This window comes from Actinoplanes sp. L3-i22 (assembly GCF_019704555.1).
Lineage (GTDB): Bacteria > Actinomycetota > Actinomycetes > Mycobacteriales > Micromonosporaceae > Actinoplanes.
The window spans coordinates 2,505,124-2,519,154 of record NZ_AP024745.1 but is presented as its reverse complement, the minus strand read 5'-3'; the positions used below and the strand labels follow the sequence as shown (position 1 = coordinate 2,519,154).

The 14,031-nt window shown below is 73.8% G+C and carries 11 protein-coding genes; 5 read left to right on the top strand and 6 right to left on the bottom strand.

The annotated features are described in order from the left end of the window. Positions 1-6: 6 nt before the first annotated feature. The gene (locus L3i22_RS11335) at positions 7-198 is read right to left on the bottom strand and encodes a bacterioferritin-associated ferredoxin (protein ID WP_221326919.1); all 192 of its coding nucleotides are present in this window, start codon (positions 196-198) and stop codon (positions 7-9) included. A 205-nt stretch (positions 199-403) separates the two neighbouring features. Between L3i22_RS11335 and L3i22_RS11330 the strand changes: the two genes are divergently transcribed. From L3i22_RS11330 to L3i22_RS11320, 3 genes are all read left to right on the top strand, one after another. Then, positions 404-1,795: a glycoside hydrolase family 6 protein gene (locus L3i22_RS11330; RefSeq protein ID WP_221326918.1), complete on the top strand. Its 1,392-nt coding sequence runs from the start codon at positions 404-406 to the stop codon at positions 1,793-1,795. A gap of 111 nt (positions 1,796-1,906) precedes the next feature. Continuing rightward, the gene (locus L3i22_RS11325) at positions 1,907-2,674 is read left to right on the top strand and encodes a trypsin-like serine protease (protein ID WP_255658120.1); all 768 of its coding nucleotides are present in this window, start codon (positions 1,907-1,909) and stop codon (positions 2,672-2,674) included. Positions 2,675-2,758: 84 nt separating this feature from the next. After that, positions 2,759-3,928 carry an FAD-dependent monooxygenase gene (locus tag L3i22_RS11320; protein ID WP_221326916.1) on the top strand — a complete coding sequence of 390 codons (1,170 nt, stop codon included), beginning with the start codon at positions 2,759-2,761 and terminating at the stop codon, positions 3,926-3,928. On the opposite strand, the gene L3i22_RS11315 is transcribed toward L3i22_RS11320, so the two are convergent. The 4 genes from L3i22_RS11315 to L3i22_RS11300 form a co-directional block, all read right to left on the bottom strand. After that, positions 3,895-5,073, bottom strand: a complete 1,179-nt coding sequence (locus L3i22_RS11315; protein WP_255658119.1) for a cytochrome P450 — start codon at positions 5,071-5,073, stop codon at positions 3,895-3,897. The two genes, L3i22_RS11320 and L3i22_RS11315, sit on opposite strands and share 34 nt — an antisense overlap. 371 nt (positions 5,074-5,444) lie before the next feature. Then, positions 5,445-6,221, bottom strand: coding sequence for an SAM-dependent methyltransferase (locus L3i22_RS11310; protein WP_221326915.1), 777 nt, complete (start codon positions 6,219-6,221; stop codon positions 5,445-5,447). A 37-nt stretch (positions 6,222-6,258) separates the two neighbouring features. Continuing rightward, positions 6,259-6,885: a hypothetical protein gene (locus L3i22_RS11305; RefSeq protein ID WP_221326914.1), complete on the bottom strand. Its 627-nt coding sequence runs from the start codon at positions 6,883-6,885 to the stop codon at positions 6,259-6,261. A 109-nt stretch (positions 6,886-6,994) separates the two neighbouring features. Further along, positions 6,995-11,134, bottom strand: a complete 4,140-nt coding sequence (locus L3i22_RS11300) for a BTAD domain-containing putative transcriptional regulator (protein ID WP_221326913.1) — start codon at positions 11,132-11,134, stop codon at positions 6,995-6,997. A 138-nt stretch (positions 11,135-11,272) separates the two neighbouring features. Here L3i22_RS11300 and L3i22_RS11295 point away from each other — a divergent pair, with 138 nt between their 5' ends. Both L3i22_RS11295 and L3i22_RS11290 read left to right on the top strand, forming a co-directional pair. Then, positions 11,273-11,665 carry a hypothetical protein gene (locus tag L3i22_RS11295; protein WP_221326912.1) on the top strand — a complete coding sequence of 131 codons (393 nt, stop codon included), beginning with the start codon at positions 11,273-11,275 and terminating at the stop codon, positions 11,663-11,665. Positions 11,666-11,763: 98 nt separating this feature from the next. Continuing rightward, on the top strand, positions 11,764-12,861 hold the full coding sequence (locus tag L3i22_RS11290; RefSeq protein ID WP_221326911.1) for an acyltransferase: 1,098 nt from the start codon (positions 11,764-11,766) through the stop codon (positions 12,859-12,861). Here the strand turns inward: L3i22_RS11290 and L3i22_RS11285 are convergent. Beyond that, entirely contained in the window at positions 12,845-14,014 is a 1,170-nt protein-coding gene (locus L3i22_RS11285) for a PucR family transcriptional regulator (protein ID WP_221326910.1), read from the bottom strand. The two genes, L3i22_RS11290 and L3i22_RS11285, sit on opposite strands and share 17 nt — an antisense overlap. Between the last annotated feature and the right edge of the window lie 17 nt (positions 14,015-14,031).

Sequence of the window (14,031 nt, the reverse complement as noted above, 5' to 3'; positions counted from 1 at the left end):
TAACGGTCAGGCGGCGGACGGTAGTCGCGTGTCGGTGTTCCCCTCCTCCTCGATCAGGTCGACGATCCGGTCCAGGCAGCTGCCACAACCGGTCCCGGCTCCGCAGGCGTCACCGACCGACTCCTCGTCCCGCGCCCCGCAACGGATCGCGGCGCGCACTTGCTGTTCACGGACGCGGTGACAGATACAGACGTACATCGGGCAGCACCTTTATAAAACCGGAGACCTTTACCTGGTTAGGCTTACCTAGCTTAGGGTGCCCTAAAACCCCTGGTCACGCAATTCCCTGAACCGCCTGAAGATCATCGGCGGCGGACATCGATTCCCACGGATTGCTAACTGATGACGGCATCGTTACGGTGGGAGCGCTCCCAGAAGGCCCCTCTCCCCTCGGAGGAAAGCCATGTCCCCTCGCCTCAGATGGCTCACCGCGGCCGCCGCCGGTGCCACCGTCGCGGCCGGCGCCGTCCTGATCACCGGCGGCACCGCCGAAGCCGGCACGATCAGCGGCGCCCTCTACCGCGACACCGGCACCGCGGTCGCCCGGTGGGTGGCCGCCAACCCGAACGACTCCCGGACCGCCGTGATCCGCGACAAGGTCGCCAGCCAGCCCGCCTCGCACTGGCTGAGCAACTTCAACCTGTCCACGATCGGCGCGGACGTGTCGTCGTACGTCGGCGCGGCGAACGCCGCCAACCAGATCCCGGTCCTGACCGCCTACGCCATCCCGAACCGGGACTGCGGCGGCGCCAGCGCCGGCGGCGCGCCGGACCTCACCCAGTACCAGAGCTGGATCAACGCGGTCGCCGCGAACCTCGGCAACCGGACCGCGATCGTGATCCTGGAACCGGACTCGATCGCGCTGCAGACGTGCCTGAGCTCGAGCGAGATCACCGCCCGCGACCAGGCCCTGGCCACCGCGACCCGGACGCTGAAGGCGGCGAACCCGAACGCCAAGGTCTACCTGGACGCCGGCCACTCGGCCTGGAACAGCGCCGCCGAGCAGGCCGGCCGTCTGGTCGCGGCCGGTGTCGCGGACGCGGACGGCTTCTACACCAACGTGTCGAACTTCAACGCCACGTCGGCCGAGGTCAACTTCGGCAAGGCGGTCATCGGCGCGCTCAACGGGCGCGGCGTCAGCGGGAAGCACCTGGTCGTGGACACCAGCCGCAACGGCGGGGCGTCCGGCGACTGGTGCGGGGACGACAACACCGACCGGCGGATCGGGGCCTACCCGACGACCGCGACGAACGACGGCGACGTGGACGCGTACCTCTGGGTGAAGCCGCCCGGTGAGGCCGACGGCTGCAGGTACGCGGCCGGGTCGTTCCAGCCCGACCTCGCGTACAGCCTGGCCAGCTCCGCGCCGAACCCGCCGGTGACCAGCTCGCCGACCGCCTCGCCGTCGTCCTCCTCGGCCTCGCCGTCGACGTCCCCCTCGACGTCTCCGTCCACCTCGCCGTCATCCTCCCCGTCCACCTCGCCCTCGATCCCCGCCGGGACCGGCTGCACCGCGGTCCTCACGGTGGCGAGCGCGTGGCAGGGCGGCTTCCAGGCGACCGTCAAGGTCACCGCGGGCAGCAGGGTGACGTCCGGCTGGACGGTGTCCTGGACGCTCGGCTCCGGCCAGTCGATCAGTCAGGTCTGGAACGGCACGCTGACCGTCAGTGGAACCACCACGACCGTCCGCAACGTCTCGTGGAACGGGGCCCTGCAGCCCGGCGCCTCCGCCGAATTCGGTCTGATCGCCTCCGGCAACGTCACCACTCCCACGCTGACCTGCACCGCCTCCTGAGACGGACGGGCCCCGGCACCGAGCCGGGGCCCGTTTGTCAGGTTTGCGGGTTGACTCAGTGGTTAGGGTCGATACGGTCCGATGCCTGACTGTCCGGAAAGGACTATCACTGTGCGAGGCAGGACCCGCTGGGCCATCGCGGCCATCACCTTCCTGAGCGTGCTCGCCGGGAGCGCCGTTCCCGCGAGCGCCGTCGCCAACGGCGAACCCGTGCCGATCGGCAAGTACCGCTTCTCCGTCAAACTCACCATGACCGGCATCCCCACCGCGGACGGTGGCAGGCGCAACAGCGCCTGCTCCGGCGCGCTGATCGCCCCGCAGTGGGTGATCACGGCCGGGCACTGCTTCCGGGACGCCAACGGCGTCCGGGTGGAGTACCCGGTCGCCGACCTGACCACCGCGACCGTCGGTCGCACCGACCTGACCGGCACCGGCGGCCACGAGCTCAAGGTGGTCGCGGTCAAGCAGTCCGCGACCGCCGACGTCTCGCTGGCCAAGCTGGAGAAGCCGATCCGCGACGTGCGCCCGATCCGGGTCGGCTTTCGCGAGCCGAAGGTCGGCACGGTGCTGCGAGTCACCGGTTACGGCTCGCTGACCAGCACCAACCCCGTTCCGGCGACCCGGCTGCAGACCGGCCAGCTGATCATCGTGTCGGTGGACGACGCGGTGCTCGGGCTGAACGGCTACGCCCCGCAGCCGGACACCACCCCCTGCCCCTACGACTCCGGCGCGCCGTACTTCACCGAGCGCCGCGGCGTCGCGACCCTGGCCGGCGTGGTCAGCAACGGTCCCAGCTGCCCGCACACCGGCGTGGAAAATGCCGCCCGCACCGACAACATCGCGGCCTGGATCCGATCGGTCACCAAGCAGAAGTACTGATCAACCTAGGAACGCCATGCCCTTCCTCAGTGGACCTCAATGAGGTTCGATTACCTCGACGAGGGTCGACCACGGGGGTTGGGCATGGCACGGGTTGCGGTTGTCGGGTCGGGGATCGGCGGGCTGACCGCGGCGATCGCGTTGCAGCGGAAGGGCTTCCAGGTCGACGTCTACGACCAGGCGAGCGAGCTGAGCGAGATCGGCGCCGGGGTGTCGCTGGGCGGTAACGGGATGCGGGTGCTCGACGCGCTCGGTCTCGGCAAGGCGGTTCGGGACATCTCCGCGAACCTGCATCGCATCGAGTTCCACCACTGGCGCGGCGGCGACATCTTCTTCGAGCACCCGATGGGCGACTGGTACGAGCAGCGGTTCGGGGGCCCGTTCCTGGGTCTGCACCGGGCCGATTTCCATCAATTACTGCTTTCGGCGTACGACGGTGAGCCGCACCTGGGCCACCGCTGCGTGGCCGTGGACGAGTCGCCGGACGGCGTCGGGCTCACCTTCGCGGACGGGTCGACCGCCGAGGCGGACGTGGTGGTCGGCGCGGACGGCCTGCGCTCCGCGGTGCGCGACCACGTGACCGCCCCGGAGGAGCCGGTCTTCTCGGCGATGAGCTGCTTCCGCGGCCTGGTCCCGGTCGACCGGGTGCCCGGCGGCGACCGGTTCGGGCTGACCTTCTTCCTCGGCCCCGGCCGGCACCTGGTCGCCTATCCGGTGCGCGGCGGCGAGCTGATCAACTTCGTGGCGTATGTGCCGGACCCGGAATGGACCCTCGAATCCTGGTCGGCCCGGTGCGAGCCGGCCGAGGCGGTCGCCGCGTTCCAGGGCTGGAGCCCGGTCGTCACCGAGCTGCTGGCCAACTCGGCGGAGACCGGGCGGTGGGCGCTCTACGACCGGGAGCCGTTGCGACGGTGGAGCACCGGCCGGGTCACGCTGCTCGGGGACGCCGCCCACCCGATGCTCCCGCACGCCGGACAGGGCACGAACCAGGCGGTCGAGGACGCGGCGGCCCTGGCGGCGTACCTCTCCATCGGTTTGTCTTTTGAAAAGGCACTCCAGCGCTATGAGCAGCTACGGAAGACCCGGACGCGGCAGATCCAGCTGGGCTCGCGAGCGAACGCGACCTGTTTCCAGGTGCCGGACGGGCCGGCCGCCGACGAGCGGAACGCCCGGCTGGCGGGGCTGCCGCAGATGGTCGGCTGGATCCACGAGTACGACGTCTACGCGGCGATCGAGACCGGCAGCGCGGCGTAGGACGGGATCAGCACCCGCTTGCGGTAAGCGCGGCCGCCGATCCGCCACGGGCGGCCGGTGTCCAGCAGGGTCTGCAGCATCCCGGTGATCTCGGCGCGGGCGACCGGCGCGCCCAGGCACAGGTGCCGCCCCGCGCCGAACCAGAGTTGCCGCTGGTCCGGAAGGTAGCCGCGGTCCAGGTCGAAGCCGCCGGCCGCGTTGTTCGCGGTGTAGGTCAGCATCAGGACCCGCTCCCCGGCCCGCAGCAGCCGCCCGTCGACCGTCACGTCGGCGGCGACCGCGCGGCCGATCAGCGGCGCCGGCGTGGTCACCCGCAGCCCCTCGCGCACCGCGTCGGGCAGCAGCTCCGGCTCCCGCAGCAGCCGATGCTGCGCGCCGGTGTCGTGCAGCAGCGCCACGGTCCGGGCCATCGCGCTGGCCGCCGTCTCGGTCCCGGCCACCATCAGCAGCGTCGCCAGGCCCTCCGCCTGCTGCTGCTCCAGGCCCAGCTCACGGCAGCGGCCGAGCACGGTCTCCGGCGGCGCGGTCCGCCAGGAACCGGCGACGTTCGCGGTCAGCCGGCTCACGATCACCTTCGCCCGGGCGATCGTCTCCGGGGCCAGGTGAGTGGAGGCGGTGGTGCCGAGGGCCAAGGAGGCGAGCTCCTCACCGGTGGCAAAAATCTTCCGGTACGCGTCGTCGCCCGCCTCGGTCACCGGAATCCGCAACAGGTCCGCGACGATCCGGCCGACCAGCACCCGGGCCAGGTCGGCGATGTCGACGGTCCGCCCGGCCCGCAGCTCCGCACCGGCCTCCGCCAGCCGCGGGCCGACCACCCGCTCGGTGAGCAGGCGGGCGTTCTCGTCGGTGAACAGATCCCGGGTCCGGGTCCGCAGCTGGTGGTGCCCCGGCCCGTCGAAGATCTCGTAGACCCAGTCGCCGAGCACCTGCGCCCACAGGTGGCCGACGCCACCCTCGCCGAGCAGCGTGAAGTGCTCCGGATCGTTGAGGATCCGCCGCGCGGTCAGCGGATCCGAGGTGACCCACCCGATCCGCGGCACCCGCCGCAGCCGCCGGGCGAACCGGCCGGCGGTGAGCAGCACCGGCAGTTTGGGGTGAGCGGACGCGAGCACACGAAATTCATGACGCCGGGCCGTGTCGATCATCCCGACATCCTCGCCAACCACCCCGGCCGGCGCCACCGCTCAGCCGTTACCCGTCAGCGCCGCTCGCCGCTGTCTCCTCCGCGACGGCCGCTCGAGCGCACCGCGTCTGTGCACTGCGCCTGTGCACTGCGCCTGTGCACTGCGTCTGTGCACTGCGTCTGTGCACTGCCGTGCATGTACATGTTGACGGTCCATATGACATCAACATGTACATGTACGCAACGAGCGTCAACATTGATCAATCAAGTCGATCCAGTCAATACGTCAACATGACAGGGCTGACGTCGTACCCAGGCATGGGGTTGATCTTCGGTGGTCGTTGTTTCATCCGCGACGGCCGCACGCCGCTGGGCCGGCAGCGGAGTGGCGCGTCAGGGCTTGCGGCCCACCGCGCAGTAGACGTCGAGGGCGGCCGGCTCGGTCCCGGGCTCGGGCCGCCACAGCGAGGTCGGCACCAGGCCGGGTTCGAGCAGCTCCAGGCCCTCGAAGTAGGCGCCGATCTCCTCGGGCGTACGCAGGTTGTACGGGTGGCCGCTCTTGCTGGCGACCCGCTGGCTCTCCACACTCTGGGCGCTGGTGCTCGTCCCGTCGCTCACCGCCAGGTAGCTGCCCGACGGCACGGCGGCGAGGAGCCGCTCGACGATCGAGCGGGCCTCGGCGTAGTCGGCGACGTTGCCCAGAATGCCGATCATGGTCAGCGCGACCGGCTTGCTGAGGTCGAGCGTCCGGGCGGCCTCGCTCAGGATCCGCTCCGGGTCCTCGACGTTGGAGTCCACGTACGCGGTCGCGCCCTCGGACGAGCTGGTCAGCAGCGCGCGGGCGTGGGTGAGGACCAGCGGATCGTTGTCGACGTAGACGATCCGCGACTCGGGCGCCGTCCGCTGTGCGACCTCGTGCGTGTTGTCCGCGGTCGGCAGCCCGGTGCCGATGTCCAGGAACTGCCGGATGCCCAGTTCACCGGCGAGCAGCGTGACCGCGTTGCTCAGGAACTTCCGCTGGGACTGGGCGACCGCCGCGATCCCCGGGTTCGCCGACCGCAGCGCCTCCCCCAGCTCCCGGTCGACGGCGAAGTTGTCCTTGCCGCCCAGCAGGTAGTTCCACACCCGGGCACTGCTCGGCCGGGTCATGTCGATCGCGGGATCGGTCATCGAACTCTCCTCCGACAGGGCGGCCACCAGACAGTGATCATAGACAATGCCCGTCAGTCCTCAATGGAGCGCCACGCATCCCCTGCCTCGGCGCCGGGATCGGGCGGCCCAGTGGAGCGGTCATGTCGTCGGGGACGCCGTCGCGCAGCAGCGGGGTGCCGTGGGCGTGGTCCTCGAGGAGGCTGCCCTGCTGGTCGGTCGGCCAGTGGGCCGGGTCGGTGAGCGCGATGCCGAGGTAGGCCAGGCCGTGGCCGGACTCCCAGGTCGGGTCGACGGCGTTGCCCTCCGGCGTGACGCACCACGCGTGCGGGAAGCTCCAGAACGTGCCCGCGATCCGGGTCGCCGCCAGGCCCTCGGCGTAGAGCAGGCCGTGCCGGCGGGCGACGGTCGCGGCGTTGCGGTAGCAGCGCCAGCCCGGCGTCCGGCGGGTCGCCGCCGACAGCGGGGCGGGCGTGAACAGCCGGCCCTCGGCCAGCAGCAGATGCGCGGAGGTCGGGTAGGCCCAGCTCGCCGGGCCGGACCCGGTCCGGTCGACGTGCCGGGCGAGGGTGCGCGCGTACTCGACGATCGCCGACTCCGGGGCCGCCAGCGGCGACGAGGCGGGCCGCTCACGGCGGGCAGCGCCCCTCGGGCACGGTGTCGCGGTCGCTCGCGTCATCCGCATGCCGCCCACTCCCGGTCGTAGGTCCGGGCCAGACAGCCCCGCCGACAAGATTCGTACACTAGTACTAATCTTGTGCCGGCGGGCGGCCGGGTCGGCGGCGGAACGACGGTCAGCAGGCGTGCGCGGGCATCTGGTCGCCGGCGGCCTGGGCGCGTTCCGCCGGGGTCAGGTCGCGGCCGACGATGCGGCAGGCCTCGGCGATCCACTCGGCCGGGCGCGCGTCCCAGGTGTGCGTGGCCCCGTCCGAGGAGACGATCAGGACGGTGTGCCCGTCGGGCAGGAACGTGGGGTAGGTGCGCACGCCCGGCGGCGCGGGGGCGATGGCGCCGAGCGGCTCGCCGGTGCGGCCGTCCCACACGGTGACCCGCCCGTCGGTGCCGCCGACCACGATCGTCCGGCCGTCGGCCGAGAAGGCGGCCGGGCCGGCCGGGCCGTCGTGGGCGTCGACCGCGGCCCGGACCGGCGCGCCGGTGGCCGTGTCGAGCAGTTCCACCTCGCCGGCGTAGCCGGTGACGGCGAGGCGGCGGCCGTCGGGGGCGAAGGCGGCCGCGACCCCGGCGACGCCGATCCCCCACTCGCGGGAGCGATGATCATCAAGATCAACTACTGCGACGGTACGGGCCGTCCCGCCGGGCGGCGCGGCGAACGCCACCAGCGTGCGCCCGTCGGGGCTGAGCACCGAGCGCTGGGCCGGCGCGCCGGGCAGCTGCACCAGCTCGGTGACCGGCCGCAGGCGGTCGGCGTCCAGCTGCTGCACCCGGTCGTCGGTGACGATCAGCCGGGTGCCGTCGCGGGAGTAGACGAGGCCGGGCACCGCGGCGTACGACAGTTGACGCTCGACCACCCGCCGGCCGGTAGCCGAGTTCCAGACCCGGACGAACCCGTCCTGGCCGGACGTCGCGAGCTGGCCACCGCCCGGGCGCCAGGCGATGCCACGCAGCCCGCCGGGTCCGGTGTCGATCACCGCCCGGGCCCGGCCGCTGCCCAGGTCGACGATGCTCAGCCGGCCGTGCGGGCGGCCGCCGGCGGTGACGGTCGACGCGAACGCGGCCGTGCCGCCGTCCGGAGCGATCGCGACGTCGGTGATCGCGGGACCGCCGAGGTCCGGGAGCACGCGGTGCGCCACGAACCGCCGCTCGCCGCGCAGGTCCCAGATCAGCGTCAGGCCCTCCTGGTCGCTGGTCCAGAGCGTGGCCGCGTCCCGGTCGAACGCCATGTCGACGACCGCGGTGGCGTGGCCGTGCAGCACCTCGGCGGGCTTGCGGGTGGCGAGCGTCCACACGGTGGTGGAGTTGTCGGCCGCGGCCGCGGCGAGCAGGCGCCCGTCGGGTGAGAACCGCAGCTGCTGCACCCGGGCGGTGCCGCCGCCGGCGAGCCGGGCGCGCTCGCGGCCCGAGCCGGCATCGATCAGCACGACCTCGCCGGCGCGCGGCCCCGCGGCGGCGAAGAGCCGCCCGTCGGGGCTCGGCTCCAGCGGCGGGTCCGGCAGGGCGTAGGACCGGAGCCGGCGGCCGGTGGCCACGTCGAAGACCACCTGCCCCTCGGGGCCGGTGGTGCAGAGCCGGCGCCCGTCCCGGCTGAACCGGACCGCGTCGCTGGACGCCGCGGTGGTCAGGATCGCCGGCGGCCGGTCGAAGGCGGCCACCGACCAGACCCGGACCTGGGAGAACGTGTGCCGATCCATCCGGTAGACGACCGCGAGCCGCTGCCCGTCGGGGCTGTAGGCGGCCGCCGTGGCCGCCGCGTCGAAGGCCGGCCGGACCGCCTGGACCGACCGCACGGCCGGCCGCCGGGGGTCGACGAGGCGGATCGCGGACGTTCCGACCGACCCGTACGGGATGGCGATCTGCCCGCCGTCCGGCCGGATCGCCACGGCGGCCGGGAACTCGTCGGCGGGCACCTCGGCAGCCTGCCAGGAGCCGGCCTGGGTGCGGGTGTCGAAGATGCCGAGGTGCGCGCCGTTGAGCACGACGAGCGCCGAGCCGTCGCCGCTGATCCCCAGCCGGCTCGGCACCCGCTCGGGGCCCCGGAGCGCGCCGATCAGCTGGGGATTGCGGGCCAGCGCGGCCAGCAGCCCGGCCCGGGTGACGGCGGTGTCGTCCATCCGTACCGCGCCGGCCGCCAGCAGCAGCGACTGGTCGGCGTTCCCGGTGGTCTGGGCGAGCGCGCTGATCCGGCGGGCCTCGGCGGCGACGGCGGCCGCACCGGCCCGATCCGCCTGGCGTGCCGCGTACGCCGCGGCGCCACCGGCCACCACCAGCAGCACGACCGCGGCGGCGAGCAGCATCCGCAGCCGGCGGTGGGCCCGGACGGCCAGCGCCCGCTCGGCGTCGGCCAGGTCGCGGGCCGCGGTCAGGAAGGCCTCCTCGGTGGGGTTGAGGCCGGGCGCGTCACGGTCGCGCCACTCCGCGGCCCGGGCCAGCCGGGCGCCGCGGTAGAGCTCGCTGTCCGGCCGGGACATCGCCTCCCACGCGTCGGCCGCGATGCTCAGGTGCCGGCGGATCCGCTGGCCCTCCGCGTCCTCGTCCAGCCAGGACCGCAGGCGCGGCCACACCCGGGTGAGGGCCTCGTGGGCCAGCGACACCGTGTCGCGGTCGGCGGTGACCAGCCGGGCCGCGACGAGATCCTCGAGCACCTGCTCCTGGCCGGGGCCGGTGGTGACGAGGCGGCGCGGGACACGGCCCCGGTTGGCCTCGCCGTCCGGGGTGACCGCGACCAGGCGCAGCAGCAGGTCGCGCAGCACCGGCCGGTATTCCGCCGGCGTCTGCTCGTACAGGTCCTCGGCGGTGTTCGCCACCGCGCCGCGGATGCCGCCGATGGCCCGGTAGCCGGCGACGGTGAGCGTGCGGCCCGCGCGGCGCCGCCAGGTCTGCCGCAGCGCGTGCGACAGCAGCGGCAACGCGCCCGGCTCCCCTTCCACGTCGCGGACCAGCAGGTCCACCAGACCCGTCTCGAGCACCAGTCCGGCGTGCCGGGCCGGCTCCTCGACGGCGGTGCGCAGCTGCGGTTCCCGCATGGCGCCGAGCAGATAGAGCCCGGTCTCCACCAGCCGGGCGAAGGCCGGATGGTCGCCGACCGCACCGAGCCGGTCCGCCCGCAGCGCCACCACCAGCGGCGCCCGTTCCGCGTGGGCGGCCAGCGCGTCGAGGAAGGCGGCCCGCTCGGCCGGATCCCGGCACAGGGTCACCACCTCCTCGCACTGGTCGACGACGAGCGGCGGCGGCGGGCCCGACGCGGGCAGTGCGATCAGCGACGCCATCGGATGGTGGCCGGGACGCAGCACGGTCACCGGCCGGCCCGGTCGACGCAGGGCCGCCGCCACCCCGGCCCGGACCAGCGACGACTTGCCGCTGCCCGAGGCGCCGGCCACGACCAGCACGCCGGTGGCCGCGAGCCGGCGCAGACACTCGGCGGTCTCCTCCGCCCGGCCGAAAAACGTCTCCGCGTCGCCGACGTCGTAGGCGACCAGGCCGAGGTAGGGGCAGGCCGACTCGGCGGGCGGGGGCGGCACCGGGCGCAACGACGGGTCCTGCCGCAGGATCGCGCGTTCGATCTCGGCCAGCTCCGGCCCCGGGTCGAGGCCCAGCTCGGCGCCGAGCACCTGCCGGGCGCGGCGCAGGCCGGCCAGGGCCTCGCTCTGCCGGCCGGACCGGTACTGCGCCTCGGCGAGCAGCGCCCACCGGCGCTCCCGCAACGGCGCCGCGGCGACCTGCGCCTGTGCGTCGGCCAGCACCTCGATCTGCCGGCCCGCCCGCAGGGCCGCCTCGACCCGCAACTCCTCGGCGTCCAGCCGCAGCTCGGCGAGCCGGCCGGCCTCGATCCGGCCGGGTTCCCACGCCTCCAGCTCGGGCAGGGCCGGGCCGCGCCACAGGGCGAGGGCCTCCCCGGCGACGAACAGCGCGTGGTCGGGGGCATCCAGCAGCAGCAGTTCGCGGGACCGGCCGAGCAGCCGTTCGAAGCAGCGGGCGTCGATCTCGCTCGCCGCCAGGGCGATGCGGTAGCCGTCCGGCACGGTGACGATCGCGGCCGCCCCGAGCCGCCGGCGCAGCCGCGCGACGCAGCCGTGCAGCACCTTGCGCCAGGAGGGCGGCGGCCGATCGCCCCAGATCGCCTCGGCGAGCCGGTCGAGGCGCAGCGCCTCGCCGCCGGCGGCCACCAGGGCGGCCAGCACGACCCGGTCGCGCGGCCCCACCCGGACCGGCGGCCCGTCGCCGCCGATCGTCAGTGGACCGAGCACCGCCACTGCCATCCTCGGACTGTCCGCCCTGGTGAACCCGGGTGTCAACGGTGCCGATACCGGGCTGATACCGCTGCGGTGCCGGGCCGGAACCGGAGCGGACGACAACCGGATGGTCAGCCACCTCCCGACGATCCGAAGGGGAACGTCATGACCAGGACACGCTGGGCTCCGCTCGTACTCTTCGCCGGTCTCCTCACCGGTGTCGCCGCACCCGCCGGGGCCTCGGCTCCGGCGACGCCATGCACCAGGTTCGTCACGCCGGGCACCGCGAGCGCCGGGGAGTGGATCCCGGTGCTCGCCTACCGGCACGCCGGTCGCCGCAGCCCGCTGGAGCTGCGGTTCGACGGGCAGCCGGTGACCTACCGGCTGATCAGGTACGCCGCCTTCGGCACGCCGGGGGTGACCGAGCTGTTCCTGAGCTTCCCGGTGCCCGGCACGGCGACCCGCGGCGAACACGAGATCCAGCTCTACGAACCGGCCGCCGCCCCGGGCGCGCCGGCCGAGCGGCTCGCCGTCAGCGAGATCACCCTGGGGCCGTGACGCACCGGCGGTGACCTGCGGGGCGGCCGGGCCGGGTCGCGAGAGCCGGCTCGGCCAATCCCGGCGAAAGCGAACTAATCGGGTGTTACGTTTCGGCGGTGGCTCCCGGCGGGAAGGCGGCGTCGCTCGGCGGGAACGGCGGGAACGGCGCGCGGGCGGTGGCGCCGGGTGGGCAGCTGCCGTCGCTGACCGGGCTGCGGTGGGTGGCGGCGTTTCTGGTGTTCGGCTTTCATCTGCAGATCGTCGGCTGGTTTCCGGACGGGGTTGCGGCCCGGGTCCAGGAGCGGCTCTTCGCGGCCGGGTCGACCGGGGTCTCGTTCTTCTTCGTGCTGTCCGGCTTCGTGCTGATGTGGTCGTCGGCGCGGGAGCGGACCGGGGAGTTCTGGTGGCGGCGGTTCGCCCGGGTCTATCCGCTGCACCTGGTGACCGCGCTGGTGGTGCTGGCGATCGGGCCGGTCCCCGGAGTGCGGATCCTGGTCGCGAACCTGACGCTGACCCAGTCCTGGGTGCCGGACATCGCCTACTACCAGGGGGTGAACGCGGTCAGCTGGACGCTCAGCTGCGAGGCGTTCTTCTACCTGCTGTTCCCGCTGCTGGCGGCCGGGGTGGCGGGGCTGCGCACGGACGCTCTGGTGCTGGTCGCGGTCGGCGCGTGGCTGGTGACGGTGGCCGGGCCGCTGGTGGTTCCGGACGGCGAGTGGGTCTTCCACTGGACTCCGGTGGGGCGGCTGCCCGAGTTCGCCTGCGGGCTCGTGCTCGCGTGTCTGACCAGGAAAATCACGCCGAACCTGGCGAGGCTGTGGGGCGCCGCCGCGGTGCTGACCGTGGCCGGCTATCGGTTCGCGGGGCACGTGCCGGAGCCGTGGAACGTCGCCGCGTACACCCTGCCCGGCTTCTCGCTGGTGCTGCTCGCGGCCGCCCGGTCGGACCTGGCCGGCCGGTGGACCCCGTGGCGGAACCGGGTGACGGTCCGGCTGGGTGAGCTGTCGTTCGCGTTCTATCTGGTGCACCTGCTGGTGTTGCAACGGTTCGATCTGCTGGTCGGCGACGCGGACCTGAGCACCGGACGGGCGGCGGCGGTGACGCTGTCCGCGCTGGTCCTGGGAGTGGCCGCGGCCTGGGTGCTGAACGTCGCGGTGGAGCGGCCGGCCCGGCGGATGCTGCTGGCCCGGGCGCGGGTCAGGTCCGCTGGGTGAGGACCAGTTGCAGCTCGAAGCGGGCGGTGGGGTCGTCGAGGTCGGGGCCGAGCAGGTCGCGCAGCCGGTGCAGCCGGTAGCTGACGGTCTGCGGGTGGACGAAGAGCTCCGCGGCCACCGCCGCGCGCGAACCCCAGTGCCGCAACCAGGACGCCAGCGTGACCAGGAGCTGCTCGCGCTGGGCCGGGCGCAGGCCGGCCAGCGGGGCGAGGCGCCGTGACGACAGGGCGGCCAGCGCGCCCGGCTCGCCGCGCAGCGCGAGGGCGGCGAAGTGGTCCTCGACGAAGACCGGGTCCGGACCGGTTCCGATCAGCTCGCCGGCGCGCTCGGCGAGGCGGACCGCCTCCGGGACCTCGGCCCACGGCAGGGCCGGGCCGACCACCGCGGCCCGGCCGGCCAGGGCCTCGGCCAGCACCGGCCGCTCGGCGCGTGGGCCGGAGCGCAGCAGCAGGACCGCGTCCCCGGCGCGCTCGGCGACCACCCCGTCCGCGGCGAACCGGAACCGGGCGTCGCGGGCCTGGTCCGGCGGCAGCAGCACCGGGACGATCCGGTCCAGGGCCGGCCAGCCGATCGCGGTGACCGCCTCGCGGGCCACGTCGGCCGGGGCGCCGCCACGTAACAGCAGGTCGGCGGCGCGGCGGCGGCGCCGGTCCCCCTCGCCGGCCTGCTCGCGCAGCTGGCGGGCCAGGCCGTCGGTGCAGGCCGAGGCGAGCTCGTCGACGAACGCACTGGTCGCGTCGGACAGGTCGATGATCTCGTCGACGGTGACCGGGCGGGACTCGGCGAGCGACTGGGACGCGGCCCGCAGCAGCAGCCGGGCCGCCGTGCGCAGGGCGCCGAGCAGCAGCTCCGGGCCCCGGTTCTCGCGGGCCTCGGCGGCGCCCAGGGCGACGAACACCTCACGGATCGGGGGCGGGAGGGCCGGCTCGTCGGTGCCGGCCAGGTCGAGGAAGCGATCCAGGGCGACCTGCACCGCCGTACGCAAATCGCGGTCGAATTTTGTTCTTGAGGTTTCGGCCTTGGTTTTCGAGGTCGCCGCCAGGGCCGGGTTGGCCGCGGTGACCGCGTCGGCGATCGCCGGGACGGTGGCCGGCAGACGGGGCCGCATGGCCGCCGCGAGGTCGGTCGGCACGCGCTGCCACGGGGTGGTCATCGTCGAATTTTGTCACC